Source organism: Corynebacterium sp. HMSC072A02, from assembly GCF_001810085.1.
Taxonomy (GTDB): domain Bacteria; phylum Actinomycetota; class Actinomycetes; order Mycobacteriales; family Mycobacteriaceae; genus Corynebacterium; species Corynebacterium hesseae.
The window spans coordinates 1-20,182 of the sequence record NZ_KV799834.1; the positions used below are offsets into that span (position 1 = coordinate 1).

Genomic DNA, 20,182 nt, shown 5'->3' on the forward strand with positions numbered 1-20,182 from the left:
CCCAACCTCACCAACACATCCTGTCGTTTAGGCCAGATGTACATCGGGTATTTTGACGAATTTGGACATAACGGGGCCTACGTCTCCCGCACCGATCCGAATTATAAAACTCACCCCGTCTTTGGAATCGGCGGGTTCATTATTCCAGCCGACAATATTCGGCATCTCTCAGGCGCATTTCGCAGAATTAAAGAACGCGGACTCAAAGCCGAAATTGATGCTAAGGTCATCGCGAAAGGCCGCCCGGTAGAACGCTGGGAAAAGAAAGGGGCCGCACTTCTGACGACCCAAAACGTCAAGAAATACCGTGAGGTCCGAAACATCATAAACCGCATACTCAACAAGCTTGAGCAACTCGACGCACAAGTCATTTTCTACGGCCAAGAAAAGCCACGTGGCACCAACGAAGAAACTGGCGAAGACGAACGCTCACGTTATGACCACGCAATGAAACAACTTATTCAGCGTGTCAATTGGTCGCTTGCTGAAAACCAACGTCACCTAATGGTGCTCGACAAACAGGGCCCAAAAGAGCGCATGGAGATCTTCGCTTCTAGCGCCGCTTTTATGTTCTCCCACCAAGATGCAGACAAACTTCTTGAACCACCGTTTGAAGTAGAAAGCCATCTCTATCAAACAGTTCAGTGCGCAGATTGGATTTGCGCACTTCTTGGAAGAATTTCAGCCTACAAATATGACCCAGATTTCAAAGAGTTCGACTGGGCAATCAAGTACTTCGGGAACAGACTAGCCCATGCAAGTAGTCCCCACAGCAAGATTCGCGCTGCGGGGACAGGTCGGGACGTTTATGCGAATCATCTTGGCAGCTACCGAAGTTGTTATTCCACAACCGAAATCCCCATGAGTCCTACCGATATGGAAGCTCAGGAGAAAAAGTTCAACGGTTAATTCTCTGTTTTCTGAAACTTCGCGATTAAACAGTCAGGCGGCCGCTCAACGCACGCGAAAGCGTCAGCTCATCGACAAACTCAAGGTCGCCTCCCAGCGGCATGCCGGAGGCCAGGCGCGTGATCTTCAGTCCCGGGAAATCTCGTAGCAGGCGCACGAGGTAGGCCGCGGTGGCCTCGCCTTCTGTGTTGGGATCGGTGGCGAGGATGACCTCGGTGATGTCCGGGGAATCGTCGTAAAGCGGCTCTTCCGGGGTGGAATCCGCAAGCTCTCGGTCCGGTAGTACGCCGCCGAGGCGCTGCAGCAGTTGCGAGATGTTGAGGTCTTTCGGGCCCACGTTGGCCAGCGGGTCGAGCGCGCCGCCCAGTACGTGGTAGCGGCCGTTATATTCGCCGGTGCGCTCGATGACCTGGATATCCTTGGGCTCTTCCACCACGCAGATAGTAGAAGCATCGCGCTGCGAGTTCACACAAATGCGGCAGACTTCCTCGCGGGAAATATTGCAGCAGATGCGGCAGAAAGTCACACCATCACGCACCGCTCCCAGTGCCTTCTGAAGGCGATCGATCTCCTCCGGGTCTTGATGCAGAACGTGGAAGGCGATGCGTTGCGCTGACTTCGGGCCAATCCCCGGCAGGCGCGAGAACTCATCGATGAGATCCTGCAGTGGTCCTTCAAACACGCAATGCTCCCCTCACTTAACAATCCCCACGACCTTGACGGCCGGAGACACAATAAAAGGCCGCGCCGCCCTCCGCGAAGAGAGCAACAACGGCCTTTAAGTCTAACGCGCGGCTTACTGGTTACCGCCGAAGACATCCTGGATGGACGGACCATCATAGTTTTGCTGGGACTGGCCCATGCCCTGGGACAGCGGGCCAATCTTCTCCTGTGCCAAGCGGCCGGCTGCGGCGTGAGCCTCCTTGAAGGCGCCGACGATGAGGTCCTGGAGGGTATCGATGTCCTCCGGGTCCACCACAGACTTATCAATGGAAATGCTCTGCAGCTCAGCGCCACCGGTCATGGTGACCTTCACCAGGCCATTGCCTGCGCTGCCTTCGACGGTGGCGGCCAGGATTTCCTTCTGTGCCTTTTCTAGTTCAGCCTGGACGCGAGCGGCCTGCGCCAGGATCTCGTTCATGTCATTTGCCTGCTGCATCGGATCGTTCTCAGTCATGCTAAAAGTCCTTTCGTGCGGTTATTTTCACTACGCGCCAAGTGTACAGATGCCGCGCTACAGCCGCCGCGCTCCCAACTCCTGCGCGAGGAGCTCCATGGCGACCTCCGTGGCGTTGCGGTGGTCCATCTCTCCGGCGCTCTGCGCGGCCTCCATCATCTCGCGCTCCTCATCCGCGCGGGTGTACTCCGGCTGCGGTGCGGGCGCATGCTGGGGAGCTGATTGCTGCGGCGAAACAGACGTGTGGCCTGCGCTTTCCGACGCTCCATTCGCCCCCGCCGGTGGACCGTACTCCTCCGGTGGGGCCTCGAACTCGCCTTCGTCCGGACCCGGCTCCGGCGGCAGCGGAACGCCGTTGCCGAACTTGGGAACCTTGGAAAACTCTTCATCGCGTTGGGCCGCGACCTGGGTCGCCTGCGCGATGCGTGATCGCCATTGGCTGCCACGGGCCTCCCTCTTTGGGGGCACCGCCGCCCCGCGCGGGGCGGCCTCCGACCGCTGTGGTTCTGCCGGCGGGCGCGAGTCTGCCTTCTCGCGCACACCGTGCTGGGGCTGAGGTTGCTCCCTCGTCGTTTCAGACGACGGAGCCTGCTGCCCGATTTGGCGCGGCGCGCCCCATGGATCATCGCTGGCGTTATTGGGTTCCTTCGCTGCCGGACTCTCTGCCTCCTCGTCGGGCTCGGAGGCCTCACGTTGCGGTTGGTTGGGGTTCCACTGGGTGCGCTGGGTGGGCTCTGGCACCGTGAAACCGTGTGCCTTCGGGTCGGTACCGATAACACACGTGACCTTCAGTTCTCGGCTGAGCTCTTCCTTGAGGACGGTCACGATGACCTCATTGGTGCCTGGTGAATTGATGCGTTCAGCTAACGCGCCCGTGGTGTGTCCAAGGACGAGAGTCTCATCCCGCACGCCGAGGACACGGGCTTCGGCGAGCATGATTTCAGCGACCTTATTACGCCGCCCAATCGTGGCGCGCAGATCAGACCACCGCCCGCGAATCTCCGCGGCAAGGTCCTGGGGCTGCTCAGGCTCAGGTTGCTGTTCCTGTTGTTCAGGCTGTTCCGATGGCTGCGGCTGTTCCGGCTGCTCCTGCTGCGGCTCAGGCTGCACTTCCGGTTGTGCAGGACGCTCCGGCGCCTGAGACTGCGAGGCCTCGGGGGCTGAAGGTTGCTGCTCCTGAACCTCCTGTTGCTGCGGCGCCTGTTGCTGCGCCTCTTGAGGCTGGGCTGGTTCTTGGGGCCGCTCGGCCTGCTGTGGTTGCTGTTGCTGGGCCTCCTGCTTCGCTGCCTGACGGCTGCGACGCTGCGCGATGATGGCCGCGGCAGCGGCCGCCGGATCCTGTGCGCTGGCGACCGCAGATGGCTGGCGCTGCGCAGGCGCGGAGCCCTGCCCCGCGGGTGCGGAAGGCTGTGCCCCCGCACCTTGCGGCAAGGCACTGGGTACCTGACCGGCAGCTGCCGCCGCGGGGGCGGAGCCAACGATCAAGTGGGCACAGAGGATTTCTAGAAGTAGGCGCGGGGACGTCGCACCTCGCAGGGAGGACACGCGCTCGTTGACGGTTTCCGCCAGGTAGGCCAGCTGCGGACCGGAGAAACGCTGCGCCTGGGCGGTAAGGACTTCCCCGCGATCAGTCGGCGCCGAGACCAAACCTTCCTCCAATGCGGAGGGCACGGCTTGCAGGATCATCAGATCCCGCAAGCGATCCAACAGGTCGATGGCAAAACGGCGAGGTTCGTGGCCGGCTTCAATGACATCGTCGACAAGCCGGAAAAGCCCCGCCTTGTCCTGACTAGCCAGGGCATCCACCGTATTATCCAGCAACCCCACGTCCGTGACACCCAGAAGCGGGCGGGCTACCTCGTAGGTCAAGCCATCGGGGCCCGCACCCGCCAACAGCTGGTCAAGGATGGACAAGGTATCACGCGGCGAACCCCCGCCAGCCTGGATGACCATGGGGTACACGGTGTCATCCACGTGGACGTTCTCCGAGGCCACGGTGCGCTCCAGCAGCCCCTTCATCGCCGGCGGGGTCAGCAGACGGAAGGGATAGTGGTGGGTACGCGAGCGGATGGTGCCGATGATCTTCTCCGGCTCCGTCGTGGCGAAGATGAAGATGACGTGCTCCGGCGGCTCCTCGACAACCTTGAGCAAGGCATTCGCACCGGAGGCAGAAATCATGTGGGCCTCATCGATGATGAAGATGCGGTAGCGCGACTCCGCCGGCGCGTAGTAGGCGCGGTCACGCAACTCGCGCATATCCTCCACACCGTTGTGGGAGGCGGCGTCGAGCTCCGTGACGTCGAGGTTGCCCGGACCACCCGGGGCCAGCGAGACACACGAATCGCACACACCGCACGGCGTTGAGGTTGGCCCCTGCTCACAATTCAGCGAGCGGGCCATGATGCGCGCCGACGACGTCTTTCCGCAGCCACGCGGGCCGGAAAAGAGGTACGCATGGTTAATGCGCCCCGCATCGAGGGCGGCGGATAAAGGCGTGGTGACCTGCTCTTGGCCTACCACTTCCGCGAAGGTTGCTGGACGATATTTCCGGTAAAGAGCCACGGTTAGTCAGTGTAGCGTCTCAACCCGACACATCACTCTGAGCGCTTCCAATCCAGCAGATCGATGCCTTGTTCAGCCACCGCTTGTTGCAGCGCCGGCACGCCTTCCTCAACGGCGTAGGCATACTCGGCGTCGCTTAGCATGAGCAATTGGCACACCAGCGTCAGGCGCTCCTTTTCCGCCAGCTGCGGGGTCTGTCCGCCCCACAAGTATGGGGCGATGAGCATGCCATGGCGCACGCTGAAATGAGCGAAGCGCTCGTCATCCTCCGCAAAAAGCTTGGGCAAGAGCAAGCCCGGCTGCGCGGGCAGCAGCCCTGCGGCTTGTTTAAGCAATGCCGCTGCCGCGCTCACCGCAGCGGCAACCTCCGATTGGCCGGTGCGTGCAACGGTGAGCAGTTCGCAGCGCACATCGATCCCCTGCTCGGCATGCGCCAGCCCGGTATCGACGTCAGCAAAGCCACACGTGACCGCGAGGGATTGCTCACCCTCCAGCGAGGCTAAGCCCAAGCGCTGCCCCTCGACATTTTTGAACTCGAGGTCAGCCGGGATGATCTGGTCGAGCCAGTAGGCCGTCTCGTCGGAGTTGATTGCCTTATGCCCCCAGCTTCTCTAGTGCGGCGAGCAGCACGCAGGTGGCCACGCCATCCATTGCTGCCTCGACTTCTTCCTGCGGCGGCAGGGACGGTGCCAAGCGAATGTTGTGGTCCTTGGCGTCCTCGCCGTATGGGTACGCCGAACCAGCCTGGGTCAGGAGAATGCCGGCGTCACGGGCCAGCTCCCACACGCGGGTGGCGGTGCCCTCCATCACGTTGAGGGAGATGAAGTAGCCGCCCTTGGGGTGGGTCCAGTCCGCAATCTCATGGTGGGTGAGGTTCTTATCCAGGATGCGAAGAACCGCCTCGAACTTCGGCGCCAGCAGCGCAGCGTGGCGGCGCATAACCGCGCGCACGCCCTCGGCGGAACCGAAGAACTCGTAGTGCGCAAGCTGGTTGATCTTGTTCGGGCCAATGCCGCGGATACCGGCGTGCTCCAGGTACCACTCGAGGTTGTCTTCGGAGGAACCGAAGAAGCTCACTCCGGAGCCAGCGAAGGTGATCTTCGACGACGAGGACATAGCCCAGAAGCGGTCCGGGTTTCCTTCCTGTTCCGCAATCTCCAGAATCGGCAGAACCTCCGGGAAGTCCTCGGTCAGCGTGTGCACGGCATAAGCGTTGTCCCACACGATGCGGAAGTCCGGTGCGCCGGTCTCCATCGCAGCGAGGCGGCGGGTCTTCTCTTCCGAGATGACGGCACCCGTGGGGTTGGAGAACATCGGCACAACCCACATGCCCTTAACCTGCGGGTCCTTGGCCAGCTCCTCGACTGCTTCGATGTCCGGGCCATCTTCTTCCATCGGTACCGTAACCAGCTCGAAGCCGAAGGATTCCGTGATGGCGAAGTGGCGGTCATAACCCGGGGTGGGGCAGATCCACTTGACGGTCTCTTCCTTGGACCACGGCTTCTCAGAGCTGTTGGTGCCAAAGGTGTAGGCCCACAGGATGAGGTCATACATGATGTTCAGGGAGGAAGAATCCGCCGCGACGAGGAGCTCTGGGTCCATGTTGGTGAGCTTGCCCCACAGGTCGCGCAGCTCCTTGATGCCCTTCTGGTTGCCGTAGTTGCGCAGGTCATTGCCTGCGGCATCGGTGTAGTGGCCGCGGCCCGGCAGGACGAGCAGATCATTGGACAGATCAAGCTGAGCCTTGGACGGCTTTCCTCGGGTCAAGTCAAGATCCAAACCCTCAGCCTTGAGGGCCTCGTAGTCCTTGCGCACCTGCGCGGCAAGCTCATCAAGCTCGGACTTTTCAAGATTAAGAAGAGACATCCGTCTTCCTTCCGGGACGTAGTGCGGGCATATGGCAACCATACTAACGCCCCGTCACATCCCCCGTGTGAAGGCATACATACAAAAAGGGGACCCCGCGCACCCGCCAGAGCCTCCTGACCCTTGCTGCATTCCTGCCCTGGGGGAGTTCAGAGGATGGACGCCACGCGGAATCCTGCGGTCTAGCCTAGCGCGCCTTGCTTGCCGACGCCAAACCGCTCCCCCGCCACCCAGCTCCCCACTCCGCTTTCAAGTGCACTCCCCACCTCAAGCCACTAAATTCTTAAGTTTTTCGCCCTGACCTGGCGATTTTGCTTCATTAGGGGGCTCATGTAATGTTTTCCAACGGAGGATTCGACTAGCGGCCTATGTCACACGCCTGGAACGCGTGCGGGAGTCACATCCCTCAGGGGTTCAAATCCCCTATCCTCCGCCATTGGAAAGTCCCCTGGATGTCATCATCCAGGGGACTTTTCTTCATGCGCAGGTGGCCGATTCTAGCGGTCGTGGAAACACGGTTTTAGATTTCGTTGGCATAGCCTTGGAGTTCGGCCATTTCTTCGGCTGGTATTGCAGATCCTAGGGTTGCGCGTGGTCTGTTGTTGAGCTGCATGACAACGAACTCGAGGTCTTCTTCTTAACCACGTAGGCCGAGTTTCCCGCAGTCGTAGGCGACTATTGTCGATACGACTGCGGACAGCGAGATATCCCATGAGCTGTTTGGCTAAGAGGTAGCCAGGAATGGGTGGAACATTTGTGATCATGTCGACCGTGCTGTCGCATGGTATCTCTTCCGAAATCGCCTACGCCTTGCCGCTAGGGGCTTCTACGTGCTTGAGCTGACAGACAACAACCGGCAAGGCGCTACCTCAGCCTTCAATGAGTCGGCGTCCTTCTATATGACAAAACCTAGACTGAGCATATCCCTATTACTCTTTACTTCTCCTTTTAGCTGATGCGGCAACTGAAAGAGCTATTCCTAGAAGGGCCATAGGAAGCCCAAGATTAGTAAGCCGAGTTTCCCAAAATAAGCCCGCTATACACAACAAAGCGCCTGCAATGAGAATGACAAGGGTAAAGACTTTAAATAGTTTCATTTCCGCATCTTCCTTACAACTTCCGTCATCGCCCGAAGGCAGGAATCCCCACGAGAATAACAATTCTTTACTCACAATTGATCCCCCCCCACCTAAATTTGGAACTTTCGTATACTCTTCTCGGGTTCTATGGCTTGAAGAGGGCATGAAAGAGAAAATAGGTGTGTGCCATTAGTCGGCACTGTGGAACCCAACCACCGATCAGCAAAGGTTCACTCCCCCGACCCGTCGGTGGTAACGATGTACGATTCCGCGATTTTGTCGAGCAGTTTCAGGTACTCGTTTGAGCTTTCACGCAGGCACCAATGTCGGGCGATGACGTGCGTTTCGGTGCAGGCTACCAGCAGGCATTTCTTGTGAAAGTAGGTGCCGTCGATAAAGACCTGGTCATAGACACGATAGGGATCTGCTGCTGTTGGCACGATGATAAACCACAGCAGCTTAAACCACCGGGTCAAAGTCCGCCTTGTTATCCCAAGGCGTTTGGCCAAGTGGTCTGCGGATTCCCCAGAAAGGACCCAGTCAATAAAGATTTTAAAATGCCGAATCTCACTGGTGTGCGCGGGTGTTAATCGATGAAAACGTTGCACTGAGGGCATAGCCGGCCTTGGGGTCCTGCCGCAGTTTTGTTGTTCTTAACCAGAAAGTGGCCGCACATATCGCACGACAGCCGATTCCTATTAGCCATATGAATTGGCATTACCGCACCAGCAGCAGTCCTCCCACCACAGGTCTATGGCTATCCGATGTCGATTTCACCGATCAGGCTGTTGGAACCGATTCAAAATCAAGATCACCGTATTATCCCAGGCTGCCTTGGGAATCCGTATCGGTTTATCCACACGAAAAGTCCCTTAAGCCGTTAATTCTCAGAAGCCGATTTCTGCGAAGCAGCAAACTGATTTCACCACGTATAGAACTCCAGAATGTTTCCGTCTGGATCCGAAATGTAGGCGGAATAAGAACCCCATGGCATTTTCTTGGGTGAGGCAGAAGCCTCGCGATAGGAATCTGGAAGTTGACCCCAATACTCGTCGACGTCCTCGACAGAGAATTGGATTACTGCTCCGCCGGGGGTTGCCGGACTAGTGTTAGTGGCTGAAGCAAAAACTGAAGAATCGAATACGCCAATTACGCTGCCATCAAACGACACTTCAAAATATCCTTCTTCAGCAGACAATGGCTTTGCTTCGGAGTTTGGAAGTTGATGGTAGAACTCCCATGAGGCTTCGATATTGCGGGTCAAGATGGTCAAATGATCGAATCGCATGATTGGCATAACCTTTCTCGCTGGGCCAAAGATTAGTTGCGATTATTCCAAATACCCTTTACACCTGTGCGGTATTAGAAATCGAGGCTATTGGATTCTTCATGCGGTGGCTTGAAGCCTTCAAGCAAAGGAACCAAAGCAAAGGCACCATTTGCGGGGCCTAGGATGGAAAACCCCAGGTGATTGCATGCGGAGTTTTGCATAAGGCGTCAGTACTTTGGTTCCTTTGCGGCTGGGCACTCGAGCTGGGCGCCCCACCGAGCGACCACAGCTGCACACCCCTAATCGAACTCGGGGGCCGCGAAACCGTCGTCCTTGAGCCACTCCACGTGCGGCGGGGTGTTCATTCCCCATTCCGTGCGGGCGAGCAGGAAAGCCTCTTTCACCTCGTCCTCGCCATAGCCGCCATCGCGCAAGAACTGACGGAAGCCGCGGGGGCCAGGTTCTTTGATCCACAACCAGACGTAGTCTTCCAGGGTGTGGTCGCCCAAGATGGCTTCCATGCCTTCTGGCAGAAGCTCACGCCCGGCGCGCACGCGCTCCTCCAAGTCAGCGTCGAAGAAGTCGTAGAGGTAATCCAGGCCGTCTTCCAGCTGGGCGTACTCATAGGCGTCCATTGATTCGCTCCTCTCGCCCTCATTCTTAGTCACGGATCAGCACTCCCCTCAACTGTGTTTCTTTGCGCCGAGGGACATCCGGTCGACGTCGGCAAGCACTTCGTCCACAATCATCGGGTTGAATTCCCTATCGCGGCGCAGGCGCAGCAACTCTTGTTGGGCGCCGGCGAGGGCTGTTCGCCGTGCCGCGAGGGCCACCTCACGGGCCTCGATGGCCATGCGCAGACGAGTTGTAGCGTCCTCACCGTCCTCGTCCTCACCGAGGCGATCCTCAAACCACTGGGCGATATTTGCCGCAGTGTCGGGGTCCAGTTCCTCATACTTCGCGCGCATCGCAGCAATGCCGGCTTTACGCGCGCGGGAGGTAATGGTCGCGCGCATCTTATCCGTGGCTGCCTGCGAATACGTAGTGAGGTCGAGCTGACGCATAAGCCACGGCAGCAACAGGCCGGGAATCACCATGGTCATGAGCAGCACCACGAGGGCGATAACGGTCAACTCGTTGTAGAAGCTCAATCCACTTGGAACAGACAGAACCAGCGCAAGAGTCACCAAACCGCGCATGCCGGACCACGTCATAAGCAGCACTTCTTGCAGGCGCAGCGGCGCCAGGCGTGGCTTCCCGCGGCGCCTATTAATGAGATAGAAGGCGTACATCCACACCAAGCGCACGAGGAAGGCAACAACGGACAGGATGACGCCGATGATGACCGCGTGCCAGAGGTCCGCACCCGCGGCGTCGATGGCGCTGAACACGGTCAGGCCGATGAGGCCGAAAGCCACGCCCGTGAAAAGCAGCTCGACGGTCTCCCAGAATGACTGGCCGGAGAGGCGGTCCTCCGCTTGAATCGGTGCGCGGGAGTGCAGTTCCACCGCGGCAATCACCACCGCGATGACACCGGAGGCACCGAGTTCCTCCGCGGCGATGTACACGGCAAAAGGAATCACCCACGTCAAGGCATTGCGAGCGACAACCTCGTGAACCGCGCCGACGAACCACGAAGACACGCGCCCCACGACGAGCCCGAGGATGGCGGCTACAGCCGCGGAGTAGAGGAACCGCGTCACCGCCTCCCCGGCGTGCATCTCACCCGAACTCGTCACGGCTTCCAAGGCGAGGTGGAAGGCCACAATAGACGCGGCATCATTGAACAGGCCTTCGGTCTGCAGCACGGAAATGATGCGTCGCGGGATACCGGCAGGTTCTGCCACGGCCTCGACGGCCACCGGATCCGGCGGGGCAATCGCGGCGCCGATAAGGATGGCGGCAGCTAGCCCCAAGCCTGGCATGAATGCGCGAGCGGTGAATCCCACCGCAAGGGTCGTAGCCACCACGAGCAGCACGGACAGAGCCAGGATGGTCATCCACTGCTCACGAATAACACCCCACGATGTTCTCCTTGCCAGCGCCCACAGCAATGGCGGCAAGAAGATCGGAAGAATGAGGTCGGCGGGTACGGCGAACTCGAATGTGCCATTCGAAAAAGTGGCGTATACCGAAACCGCCACCGCCGTGAGGATGGTCAGAAGCGCTGGCCAGGGAAGCCCGATCTTGTCCCCCACCGCCATGACAATGACGGTCAACAGCATCAGGCCAATAAGGACAAATAAAACTTCCATACGCGCTTCTTTCCCCGTTTAAGTTTTTCTGTTCTCAGACTACCGTTGTGCGGCCGGCGAGGGAGAGCAGTTACACAGCGCCATCCCAGACGAAGGCCTCCCGCGATAGCTTCTCCGGCTGAAACTGTTGGCACAGCTCCTGTACGGAAGAGGCCTCATACCCTAAGGAGTGGGCCAAGAGCTTGACGACGTCCCCCGCATCCCTATCGTGCCCCTCGAGCAGCTGACGCAGGGTCACCGCCCCATCGCGCTTGGACAAACGCACACCCTCAGCGTTGAGCACGAGCGGCACGTGAACGAACTCCGGCTCCGGATAGCCCAGCTTGTGCGCCAAGTATGCCTGACGCGGGGCAGAAGACAGCAAGTCATCGCCGCGCACGATCTGATCGACGCCTTGGAAGGCATCGTCGACAACAACCGCCAGGTTATAGGCCCAGTCCATGCCCCGGTTCGGATCCGCCGGGGGCTGGCCGCCGCGGCGCAGGATGAAGTCATCCACTTCCCCGGTGTACTCGCCGGCGAGGGCGTCGTGGATGGTGAAGGAGGAGGCGTCGGCACGCAAGCGTATGGCTGGCACGCGGTTCTGAGCGGCGAGTTCGGCGCGTTTGGCGGCCCGCTGATCGTCGCTAAGCGCACGGCACGTCCCCGGGTACTGCCCAGGGATGGCATGCGGCGCGCGGGAGGCTTCCTGGATATCTTTGCGCGAGCAATAGCACTCGTAGGTAGGAAGCTGCGCCAAGGCCTCCTCATAAGCCGCGTAGCGATCCTGCTGGTAGATGACTTCCCCGTCCCAGTCCAGGCCGAGCGCAGCGAGGTCCTCCAGCTGGCGCTGCGCCGCCTCCCGCGAGGAGCGCTGCGTGTCAATGTCCTCCACGCGCACAAGGAAGCGGCGCCCGCTACTCCGGGCGTAGAGCCAGGCCAGCAACGCCGTGCGCAGGTTACCCAGGTGAAGATCACCGGACGGGCTCGGGGCGTAGCGTCCGGCGAGGCTAAGAAAATCCATGGCCACCAGTCTACGAGGAGCCCCGCGCGCGCCGGAGTCCTCTACTAGACTCTCCCCCATGGCTTCTGATGCGACGTATCCCCTGCTTGATTCTGCCGACGCCGAAAAAATGCTCGCCTATGCGCGCGCCCAGGCTCCCGGGCTTTCTCTCCCCACCGATGAGTCCGCCCACATTGATGAGCAGATTAGCCGAGTACTCGCAGATGATACTTTCCTAGGCAGCCTGGAAGATGCCGTTCCCGCCGCCCTCTACTTGGAGGCCCGGGAGACCCTCCGCGTGGCCGCCGGCACCATCAAGAACGTCGACGATTCCTTCACCATTGCCGCACTCGGTGCGCTGACCGGACAACCATCGCTGGTGGCCGCAGGCTATACCCGCGTCGCCCGCGCATGGATGGATCACAACGACACCGAGGAAGCAGAGAAGTTCGCCGCCAAGGCAGCCGCGGCTGGCGATGACACGGCGTTGAATGAGATTGCCGCCGCCCGCATCGCAGCAAGCCACAAGGACTTCTCCGAGTCCGCCCCCGCCAGCGTGGATGCTTCAGCCGACGCCAATAGCCCATCCTCGAACTTCGGCAACAGCGTCTCGCTGGCCGAGCTCCAAGAGCGCCTAGAATCCGCCAAGAGCGGCGAAGCGAAAGCACACGCTGCTGAATTCGTGGCTATCAACGACGCCGTGACGGCAGGAGAATTCGACGGCGCAGGGGCCACGATGGGGGATATCCTCCGTACCATCCTCGAATCCGCCGTGGGCGCGCTGTGGGCATCAGACTCTGCCGCCGACTGCGAGCGCGTTGCTGCGCAATCCTTCACCATCCTGTCCAACGCGCGCGCGGATGAGGAATACCAGCAGCTCCCGGCACCGATGCTGGCCCGCTTCTACAACGATGCTGCACAATACTCAACTGCGGATATGGAGCAGCGCGTGGCCTGCTTCACCGCTGCTGCCCGCGAGTATCAGCGCTACGGAGACCTCGACGGCGAGCTCCGCTCGATCCTCAAGACCGTGACCCTCGACGTGCAACACCGCGCCCCTGAGGAAGCCTATGACATCCTGGCCTCACGCTACGTGGATTCGCTCAAGCTCCAGAGCCTGCCCGTGTCCGCTAAGTGGACCGTCCTGTACTCCGAGAGCCTGCGCTCGCAGGCGCAGGACATGTATAAATCCACCCAGGTTCTGCTCAATTTCTTAGACCGGCACCCTGACACCGAGGCCACGACACCTTCGGAGCACAACGCCCTCGCGGAAGTCGCCGAGCTCCTAGGTGATCGCCACGCCTCCACCGGCAAGGCCGACCTCGCTCGCAGCATGTATTTCTTGGCCTACAACCTGTTTGAAAAGGCCCACAATGTCCGCGCACTCGAGGAGCTACGCAAGAAGGCTTAAACCACAGTGCACGAGTTCTAGCCTCATCGCGCCTGGCCGCCGAACCACTGCCGGTTCGCCGGCAGCCACAGCAGCACAATGACCACCGCCGATGCGATGGACGCGGGCATGACCGAACTCGCCGGAATAAGCAGCACCACGATGGCGCTGATAACGGTCAGCGCAATCCGCGCGGACTGCTGCGCGTGCAGGACATAGGTGGTGAGGACGCACACCAAAAGAACCAGCGCGCCAAGCGCTACTCCCAGCTCGGTGGAAAGCTGGTCCGTGCGGGTTACCGCCGCCGGACTGTTTTCAAAGGCAATGAGCCGGCAGATGTTGTAGACGGTGTAGCTCGTGATGAAGACCTCCAGCACCGCTGCGATCTTCAACGGCCACGGGGCCCATTGCGCCTTCATATCGGCCGCGCGGCGGGCCTGGCGGACGGTGTCGCTGACCTGCCCATAGCGATAGTCCGGCGCGGGTGCAGCAGGCGAGCCTGGCTGTGGGGTTCCTGGGGACTGCGGGTTGCCGAAGGTCATGACACATCCTCAGCAAAGACGCCGCGTTGACTCAGCAACCAGCGGATGGGATCCAGAACGCGATAGGGCGCAATGCCGCTGCGGGCTAGCTGGCGGCCCGTCGGGGCCTCACCCAACGCCGAGGTCACGAAGAAACTACCGCCACTCGGCGCTGCCGAATAGATCTTGTTGATGAGGTCGTTGGCACCCAGGAAGCGCAACAGCGATTCGGCTTCGAGGTGAACCATCCAGCGGTCCGAATCGCGGAAATTCCACCCGGTATCCCGGCGGAAGGCGGAGCCGCGGTTGGCCATGAGCTTCTTCCAGCGCACGTCATCGACTTGTTCCAGCTTCTGCACCGTGTCGAACTTCGAGATGGTCACGGCCAGCGGCGGCGGAGTATCCGTGTCGAGCAACGCCAGTAGGTTATCCAGGACCCGCAAGGAATCCGCACCGAGCTCACCAATATTGGGGATCAGCCCATGGATAAAATCCTGAATCTGTTGCACGCGCAGCGGGTCAAAGAGGAAGATCACCAAATCTGCGTGGGAGAAGAACGCAAGATTCTCGCGGTCGGCTTCGTTCTCCGGCGGGTTCTCCAGGTCCTCGCCCGCAACGTCGCGGAAGACCAAGTAATTCATGCGCTCACGGCCCTGCTCATCGGGCCACTTGCCGAGCTCAAAAATCAGCGGATCGCGCTGGTAAGCGTCGGTAGCCACCGCGCTCGGCGTGGGGTCCATGGCCCGCATCTCCTCAAAGAGCGGCTTTTCATAAACCTCGGCGTAGCGCTCGCGGGTGGATTCATCCGCCGCTTGCACGGAGCGGTTGTGTTTGTGCGCCAGCTGCTTGAGCTGCTTAATCATCACCGCGGTGTACAGCGACTTACCGGAGTTACGCGCGCCCGCCATGGCAACGCAATGCGTCACGGCGTCGGTCCATCCCTGCGGCAGCTCCCGGTTGGTGTAAGGGCTCACCGTCACACCGTCCTCGAGCGGTTTAAAGGTCCATGGGCAACGTGCCTGGCTCATTAGTTCCTCTCCTTCAGCATGGCGGTGACGCGGTCAGTCAATTCCGAAAGCTCAGTGTTGGCGCCGGATTCGAGCTGCTTGACGACGTCTCCGTCGATCACCGCATGGGCCACATGAGCCGGGGTCCCGTTGATGCGCGCGAGCTCGAGCTCCTGGCGGCCGATGGCGCTGGTGATGAGCACAACGGTGGGCACCTGGGTCTCCAGCATGGAGGCCACGGGAGAATCGGTGACGTAGATGACCAGCGAGGACGTGGAGGTGAGAGTCGGCAAGCGCCACGGCCGCTGGCCTACGCGCTCCGCTCCACTATCAATCACACCCGCGATGAAGCGGGTGAGCTCATCCACCTTGTGGGTCTCGATGCTGTCCTGCCCGTCAGTGGCGCGGAAGTGCCGGAAAGCATCGGAGAGCGCATCGATGTACTTGGCGGCCGCTTCAATGATCTTCGGAGTGACGTTGACCTGCATGGAGGCAGAGCCATCGATGACCACGGTGACATCATCGAGGCCAGCGACATCCAGCTCCGCGCGGCGCATCTTGGAGCGCACCTCGCGGGCGGAATCTGTGATTCCGGTGCCCTCGGTCGTGCCGAATGCTTCCAAGAGGTAGCTCCCAGATTCCGGGGTGACCTCGGCGAGGCGTTCGGCGGAGTCCTCGGCGGCGTCGATAAGCACGCGCGGGAACGTCACCGAATCACCGGCGTTGCTTACCGTCAGGCGGACCTCGCTGCGCAGGCCGAAGGTCCCATTCCGCTTGGGGCGCACGACGATGGTGGCGCGCTCAGGCAGGGAGTGCACCATGATGGAGAGGTCGTGGACGCGCACGGCATCAACGCCTTCTCCCATAATCGCCAGCTCCATCGAGGCGCCGCCAGTTCCCATCTCGAAGGCTTCAACGCGCAGGATGCCGTCTGAGCCGATGCGGCGGGACTCTCCGTCCCGCAGTGTGTATTTAGCCATGACGTTTCTTCCCTTCTCTTACCTTCCGTGGAATCCCGTGTTTCGACCGTGTTCGCCTAGTCCTCCGTGAGCTGCTCCACGGTGCTGCCACGCTGTATGCTGCGCAAAATGCGATGGGGCGGGTTGCTGCTGCGCGCGCGCCGAGCGCTCCGCGAGCAACTGTGTCGTGCGGTCCAGCACCATGGCGACGCGCCCCGTGGCATAGCGCTCGCAATGCTCCGGCACGAATGTTCCCGCAAAGTGCATTGCGGTGAGGTGCGCGATGTGCTCGAGCTCGCGGTCCTCCCAGAGCCGCAGCGCATCCTCTGCCAGGAGGTTGAAGTCCCGCGGGAAATAGAACACCCAAGAGGCAACGATTGCGGACATCAGTAACTTGTCCAGCCCCTCACCCAACGAGTTTCTGTCGAGGTAAGCCAACTGGATGGCGCGTCCGCGGTTGGTATCAAGGTGCTCGATCCACCAGCGCGGATCGAATTCCTTGAGCCTATGCCATTCCTCGGCGCTGAGCCCAGGAACGTTGGCGTTGCCACCCGATGCCGCTGCCGGCTGCGGATGTGCTTCTTCAGCTACTGGTGCGGCTTCTGCACTTGGCGACGGCACCGTTTCTACTGTCGTGGCGAAAGGGTTCTCCTGCGACGTACTCGGCGCGGGGGTATCGAGGGGATTCGGCGGAATACCCGCAGGGCCATGACCCGGGGCCGCAAAAGGCGAGGCGTCTGGGATAGGCGCTCCAAAATCAGCTGGGTCTTCGCCCCAAGAGTCGTCGAAGCTGAGTGCTGCACTCTTCTCAGGCTTGCTGGCTGTTGCAGCGCTCTCTTCCGGTTCCTGTGCTGCACCCGTGCGCTGCTCGGCCTGCTCGTGCTGCGGCTCCGGGGCCACGGCCTCAGTTTCTTCCGCAGCACGTGCTTCGTACGCGCTGACATCGGGCAGGGCCTCATCAAGTGCAAACACGACTGGATTGCCGGGGATCGCGGTTTCCTTAAGCCGCTGCTTCTCGCTGGGCGGTACCACGAGCATGGTGGACGTACTCAGCGGAAACTCGTTGATGGCGGCGGCCTTCTCAAAAGTGGAGAACCCGAAACCATCCTCCCCCACCTCGCGGGCGGTGGCGGCAATCCACAGCGCCGCCTGATTATCAGGCGCCACGAGAATCACCAGGCCATTGCGGGAATTCAAAACCGTCGCCATGGCGGTGACCAGCGCACGATTGAAGCTTGGGTTCGGGTTCGGGGTTACCGCCTTAAACGGTGCGGGCAGCTTTTCTGGGCGACGGAATTCGCCATCCAGAAACTCCTCCAGCAACACATCCGAGTGCAGCGGACCGCGCGCCGAGATCTTTTCCGGAATCTGGACTTTGTCCACCTCGTAGATGGAAAAAGGCGCTGGGATATCGGGAGAAAACAGGACCGTCGCCGGCGCTGGCGGAGTGCCCGTGCGCGAAATGGACGTGTAGGTGAAGACGTTTCCGCCGCGGCCTGTCGCATCTAGGCCTGCGGGGACGGAGACCATAGTGACCCACTTTTCCGCCTCAGGAGTGAGAGCAAAAACCGCGGTGCGGCGGACCAGCTCCGCACGCTGCTGGGCGGAAGGGAAATCCGGTATCGTCATGCCATTGTTGAGCGAAGTCGGCACGAAGGACACCAGCTCAGCCAGCTCCTCCTGGGTAATATCGCCGGCCTTCTGGCCCACTCCCCAACCACCGGCACGGCCATTGGCGCGGGAAAAAGATGCATAGCTAAAGGCACCGCCCATAACTACTGGCCTCCTTGGAAGTACTGGTCTTGAGAATAATCCTGGCCATAGTTGTGCTGGTCATAAGCGTTGGGCTCATATCCTTGTTGGCCGTACTGCGGGTCATAGCTGGGAGCTTGGTTCTGCACGGGTGGGGGCAGCATCAATTTGTAAGACACATCGCCTTCCACCACCACGGCTTTATCCAATGCACTCAACGTGGAGGAGGCATCGCTGTAGCTCTCTGAGAAACTACTAAAGACGTCCTCACCGCCGAAGCTGTCGAAAGAGGTATCAACCTGGCTATCAAAGCCTTCGACGGCGAACAGACGGATGAATCCCCTACGTTGAATTCGCTCGCCAACTGACACCGTGAAATCTGGGTACTGCCCGCGCATCGGGCCCAGTCCTTGAGCCACGTGTGTGGTGCTCTGCAGGTTGGTCTCCACAATGCCGAGTGCCTCGCCGTCTTCGGGGAAGAGCGGCAGGCGGTCAGCACGGTAGACCACCTGGCAGGAGAACTGGCGCTTGTCGCCGTTGCCCAAGCTCCAGAGGAACACCCCGACCTGGCCCTGAGCGTAATCAACCTCAAAGTCATAGGTAACTGGGCGCAGGCCCTCGTACTGAATCACGCGTTCATCGCCCTCAGTACGTTTGCCCGCGAAGACTGCATAAGGCTTCAGGCGCACGGTATCGCCGTGCTGATCGAGGTGCAGGCGGATTCCTCCTTGAAGGTCGTAATCCTCCTCGCGGATCTGATCGTGCTCGCGATTAGTGGAGTACTCCACTGCCGTCGCGCCCTTCGGCCAATCAAATGTAATGAGCTGGCTGTCCACGCGCTCGATGAGACGGAACTGGTCATCCTCAATGGACTGCACGCGCTGCAGCACTTTGGATTCGCCCACCCAGGCATCCGCGTCGTTAAAGTTCACCGGGGTGATGTAGACCTCGTACCAATCCGGCGGCCACGGCACCGTGGTGGTTTGGAAAGAGCCCGGTTCAGACACTCCACGGGTCTCACTGATGGCGCTCGATAGCGCACTTTCGACGTACGTCTTTGGCACTGCGGACGTGCGAAGGTCCGCCTGCGGGGCGGTGGGTGTCAGATAGATCTTTACCTCGCCGGTCTTGGGCGAGTACCAATCAACCTCGATGCTGTCTTGTCCGTATTCGCTGCGGCGCTCACAGCGTGAGAGCTCCAGCTTCTCCAGCTCGCTGGCAAGTTTCACGGAGCGCTGAACGGCGACTTCGTCCTGGCTCTGCTCGGTAGCGCCGTGGAACTCCGCTTGGCCCAGCAACGAGATGACGACGGTCTGCCCGGCTTCCTGCACCGGAATGGTGGCCTTGCGCCCACTGCTATCCACGTCTTGTTCGAAACGCGGGGAGAGCTTTTCCTTCTCGCTGTCCCGGCAGGCATAAACCATGGCGCTCGAGTGCCCCGGTAACAGGTCCCAGGACACCTGGATGGCTCCCTTGATGGTGGATACCTGGACGTTCACCGGTGGGAAGACCACGCCCGTGTCTCCCATGAATACCGGTTGGCTATTGATGAGCTCGCGAAGATCCCGGCCCTTGTACGCCCACACCGCGTAGTGGCGCAGACCTGCCTCGCCCGGGGTGTGATCACGGTAGGCAGTTCCTTTTGTGTAAACGAGGGTGTCACCGGCATCCGGGGAGGCCACCATTTCTGAATCATCGGCGACTACCCGGTAAAACACCACCTCTTCCGGCGAGTGCTCAAGCTCAGGCCACCACAGGCGCACCGGATGGCGAAGGTCGGTATCCTCCGACTCCGGTTCTGGTTCGATGCCATAGCCAAAGTCCTCGTGAGAATCCTGCGCCAGCGCGTCCTCTTGCGGCACCTCAACCTCAAATTCGATACCGGGAGCTTCCCAGTTCGGGTCTTGGCGGAACTGATACTCCGCCTTAATCCCAAAGCCCGGGATAGTGATGTAGTCCTCTTCGTTGACCTGGGTCTTCTGCTCTTCCTCGGCCTGCAGTGCCTCCCACTCGGCAAAGAAATCATGCGGCTGTGCCGGTTCTGGTTGAGGCGCGGAGCCTGCCTGCGCCACGCCACCTGCTGCGGTACTAGCTGCAGCGGCACGTTGTGCCTGTTCCCGCTGGCGGGCTTGTTCTTCGGCTCGCGCTGCCTTTTCCTGTGCCGCACGTTCCTGCGCTACCTTTTCCTGTGCCGCGCGTTCTTGCGCGGCACGTTCCTGCGCGGCACGTTCTTCCTGGGCCACTGCGGCGTTGCGCGCCTGTGCGCTCAGCTCTGGGTGGGCCACCTCTTCGCCGTTATACGCGGCGGCAATCTGTTCGGCGAACTGCCTAAACGGCGCCGATACGGCCGCGCGCACATCATCGGCGTTCACGCGCTTGAGCTGGTGCAGGGACTTAAGCTCGCTCAGCGGCATATCCGTGATCGAAGGTTTCGGGTTGTGTGTCATCAACGT

17 protein-coding genes, 1 tRNA gene, 1 other RNA gene and 1 pseudogene are annotated in these 20,182 nt (G+C 60.4%); 3 read left to right on the plus strand and 17 right to left on the minus strand.

What is annotated here, in order from left to right:
- A partial coding sequence (locus tag HMPREF2698_RS04405) for a DUF3800 domain-containing protein (protein ID WP_210386587.1) occupies positions 1-909 on the plus strand: 909 nt, incomplete at its 5' end.
- 25 nt (positions 910-934) lie between these two features.
- Here the strand turns inward: HMPREF2698_RS04405 and recR are convergent.
- From recR to ffs, 6 genes are all read right to left on the minus strand, one after another.
- A complete protein-coding gene (gene recR / locus HMPREF2698_RS04410; RefSeq protein ID WP_070524029.1) occupies positions 935-1,591 on the minus strand; it encodes a recombination mediator RecR in 657 nt (218 codons plus the stop codon).
- Positions 1,592-1,705: 114 nt separating this feature from the next.
- A complete protein-coding gene (locus HMPREF2698_RS04415) occupies positions 1,706-2,086 on the minus strand; it encodes a YbaB/EbfC family nucleoid-associated protein (RefSeq protein ID WP_070524027.1) in 381 nt (126 codons plus the stop codon).
- Between the two features lie 57 nt (positions 2,087-2,143).
- A complete protein-coding gene (locus HMPREF2698_RS04420) occupies positions 2,144-4,648 on the minus strand; it encodes a DNA polymerase III subunit gamma and tau (protein ID WP_070562429.1) in 2,505 nt (834 codons plus the stop codon).
- Positions 4,649-4,680: 32 nt separating this feature from the next.
- A complete protein-coding gene (locus tag HMPREF2698_RS04425) occupies positions 4,681-5,157 on the minus strand; it encodes a suppressor of fused domain protein (RefSeq protein ID WP_083303786.1) in 477 nt (158 codons plus the stop codon).
- Positions 5,158-5,242: 85 nt separating this feature from the next.
- Entirely contained in the window at positions 5,243-6,514 is a 1,272-nt protein-coding gene (locus tag HMPREF2698_RS04430) for an aspartate aminotransferase type Ic (RefSeq protein ID WP_070562435.1), read from the minus strand.
- An 81-nt stretch (positions 6,515-6,595) separates the two neighbouring features.
- Positions 6,596-6,694, minus strand: an RNA gene (gene ffs, locus HMPREF2698_RS04435) — signal recognition particle sRNA small type.
- A gap of 167 nt (positions 6,695-6,861) precedes the next feature.
- On the opposite strand from ffs, the gene HMPREF2698_RS04440 reads away from it, so the two are divergent.
- Positions 6,862-6,950, plus strand: a tRNA-Ser gene (locus tag HMPREF2698_RS04440).
- Positions 6,951-7,443: 493 nt separating this feature from the next.
- On the opposite strand, the gene HMPREF2698_RS13205 is transcribed toward HMPREF2698_RS04440, so the two are convergent.
- The 6 genes and pseudogenes from HMPREF2698_RS13205 to gluQRS all read right to left on the minus strand — a co-directional run bounded on the left by HMPREF2698_RS13205 (position 7,444) and on the right by gluQRS (position 12,121).
- Complete coding sequence (locus HMPREF2698_RS13205; protein ID WP_128081864.1) at positions 7,444-7,686, minus strand: hypothetical protein; 243 nt, start codon at positions 7,684-7,686, stop codon at positions 7,444-7,446.
- A 143-nt stretch (positions 7,687-7,829) separates the two neighbouring features.
- Positions 7,830-8,299 (minus strand): annotated as a pseudogene (locus HMPREF2698_RS04445) (IS256 family transposase); the annotation flags it as partial.
- Positions 8,300-8,515: 216 nt separating this feature from the next.
- Positions 8,516-8,881, minus strand: coding sequence for a VOC family protein (locus tag HMPREF2698_RS04450; protein ID WP_070524538.1), 366 nt, complete (start codon positions 8,879-8,881; stop codon positions 8,516-8,518).
- Between the two features lie 281 nt (positions 8,882-9,162).
- Positions 9,163-9,498 (minus strand): hypothetical protein, encoded by a 336-nt coding sequence (locus HMPREF2698_RS04455; RefSeq protein ID WP_070562439.1) that lies wholly within the window; start codon positions 9,496-9,498, stop codon positions 9,163-9,165.
- A 48-nt stretch (positions 9,499-9,546) separates the two neighbouring features.
- Entirely contained in the window at positions 9,547-11,118 is a 1,572-nt protein-coding gene (locus HMPREF2698_RS04460; RefSeq protein WP_070562442.1) for a cation:proton antiporter, read from the minus strand.
- Positions 11,119-11,188: 70 nt separating this feature from the next.
- Positions 11,189-12,121 carry a tRNA glutamyl-Q(34) synthetase GluQRS gene (gluQRS, locus tag HMPREF2698_RS04465; protein ID WP_070562483.1) on the minus strand — a complete coding sequence of 311 codons (933 nt, stop codon included), beginning with the start codon at positions 12,119-12,121 and terminating at the stop codon, positions 11,189-11,191.
- 58 nt (positions 12,122-12,179) lie between these two features.
- Between gluQRS and HMPREF2698_RS04470 the strand changes: the two genes are divergently transcribed.
- Positions 12,180-13,511 (plus strand): hypothetical protein, encoded by a 1,332-nt coding sequence (locus HMPREF2698_RS04470; RefSeq protein ID WP_070562445.1) that lies wholly within the window; start codon positions 12,180-12,182, stop codon positions 13,509-13,511.
- 23 nt (positions 13,512-13,534) lie between these two features.
- Here the strand turns inward: HMPREF2698_RS04470 and HMPREF2698_RS04475 are convergent, their stop codons facing one another.
- From HMPREF2698_RS04475 to HMPREF2698_RS04495, 5 genes are read right to left on the minus strand one after another with little or no spacing between them, the layout of a single operon-like run.
- Positions 13,535-14,032, minus strand: coding sequence for a hypothetical protein (locus HMPREF2698_RS04475; protein ID WP_070562448.1), 498 nt, complete (start codon positions 14,030-14,032; stop codon positions 13,535-13,537).
- Positions 14,029-15,039: a TRAFAC clade GTPase domain-containing protein gene (locus tag HMPREF2698_RS04480; protein ID WP_070562451.1), complete on the minus strand. Its 1,011-nt coding sequence runs from the start codon at positions 15,037-15,039 to the stop codon at positions 14,029-14,031. The genes HMPREF2698_RS04475 and HMPREF2698_RS04480 overlap by 4 nt, the downstream gene beginning before the upstream one ends.
- Positions 15,039-15,998: a hypothetical protein gene (locus HMPREF2698_RS04485; protein WP_070562454.1), complete on the minus strand. Its 960-nt coding sequence runs from the start codon at positions 15,996-15,998 to the stop codon at positions 15,039-15,041. The genes HMPREF2698_RS04480 and HMPREF2698_RS04485 overlap by 1 nt, the downstream gene beginning before the upstream one ends.
- 18 nt (positions 15,999-16,016) lie before the next feature.
- Complete coding sequence (locus HMPREF2698_RS04490; protein WP_070562458.1) at positions 16,017-17,750, minus strand: GAP1-N2 domain-containing protein; 1,734 nt, start codon at positions 17,748-17,750, stop codon at positions 16,017-16,019.
- Between the two features lie 2 nt (positions 17,751-17,752).
- Positions 17,753-20,176, minus strand: coding sequence for a SaeA-related protein (locus HMPREF2698_RS04495; protein ID WP_070562461.1), 2,424 nt, complete (start codon positions 20,174-20,176; stop codon positions 17,753-17,755).
- Positions 20,177-20,182 lie beyond the last annotated feature (6 nt).

What these genes read in the sequence shown, in the direction of transcription:
- HMPREF2698_RS04415 (WP_070524027.1), bottom strand. Translation starts at nt 2,086, where the DNA reads ATGACTGAGAACGATCCGATGCAGCAGGCAAATGACATGAACGAGATC.
- HMPREF2698_RS04430 (WP_070562435.1), bottom strand. Translation starts at nt 6,514, where the DNA reads ATGTCTCTTCTTAATCTTGAAAAGTCCGAGCTTGATGAGCTTGCCGCG.
- HMPREF2698_RS04450 (WP_070524538.1), bottom strand. Translation starts at nt 8,881, where the DNA reads ATGCGATTCGATCATTTGACCATCTTGACCCGCAATATCGAAGCCTCA.
- HMPREF2698_RS04455 (WP_070562439.1), bottom strand. Translation starts at nt 9,498, where the DNA reads ATGGACGCCTATGAGTACGCCCAGCTGGAAGACGGCCTGGATTACCTC.
- HMPREF2698_RS04460 (WP_070562442.1), bottom strand. Translation starts at nt 11,118, where the DNA reads ATGGAAGTTTTATTTGTCCTTATTGGCCTGATGCTGTTGACCGTCATT.
- gluQRS (WP_070562483.1), bottom strand. Translation starts at nt 12,121, where the DNA reads ATGGATTTTCTTAGCCTCGCCGGACGCTACGCCCCGAGCCCGTCCGGT.
- HMPREF2698_RS04470 (WP_070562445.1), top strand. Translation starts at nt 12,180, where the DNA reads ATGGCTTCTGATGCGACGTATCCCCTGCTTGATTCTGCCGACGCCGAA.
- HMPREF2698_RS04475 (WP_070562448.1), bottom strand. Translation starts at nt 14,032, where the DNA reads ATGACCTTCGGCAACCCGCAGTCCCCAGGAACCCCACAGCCAGGCTCG.
- HMPREF2698_RS04480 (WP_070562451.1), bottom strand. Translation starts at nt 15,039, where the DNA reads ATGAGCCAGGCACGTTGCCCATGGACCTTTAAACCGCTCGAGGACGGT.
- HMPREF2698_RS04485 (WP_070562454.1), bottom strand. Translation starts at nt 15,998, where the DNA reads ATGGCTAAATACACACTGCGGGACGGAGAGTCCCGCCGCATCGGCTCA.
- HMPREF2698_RS04490 (WP_070562458.1), bottom strand. Translation starts at nt 17,750, where the DNA reads ATGGGCGGTGCCTTTAGCTATGCATCTTTTTCCCGCGCCAATGGCCGT.
- HMPREF2698_RS04495 (WP_070562461.1), bottom strand. Translation starts at nt 20,176, where the DNA reads ATGACACACAACCCGAAACCTTCGATCACGGATATGCCGCTGAGCGAG.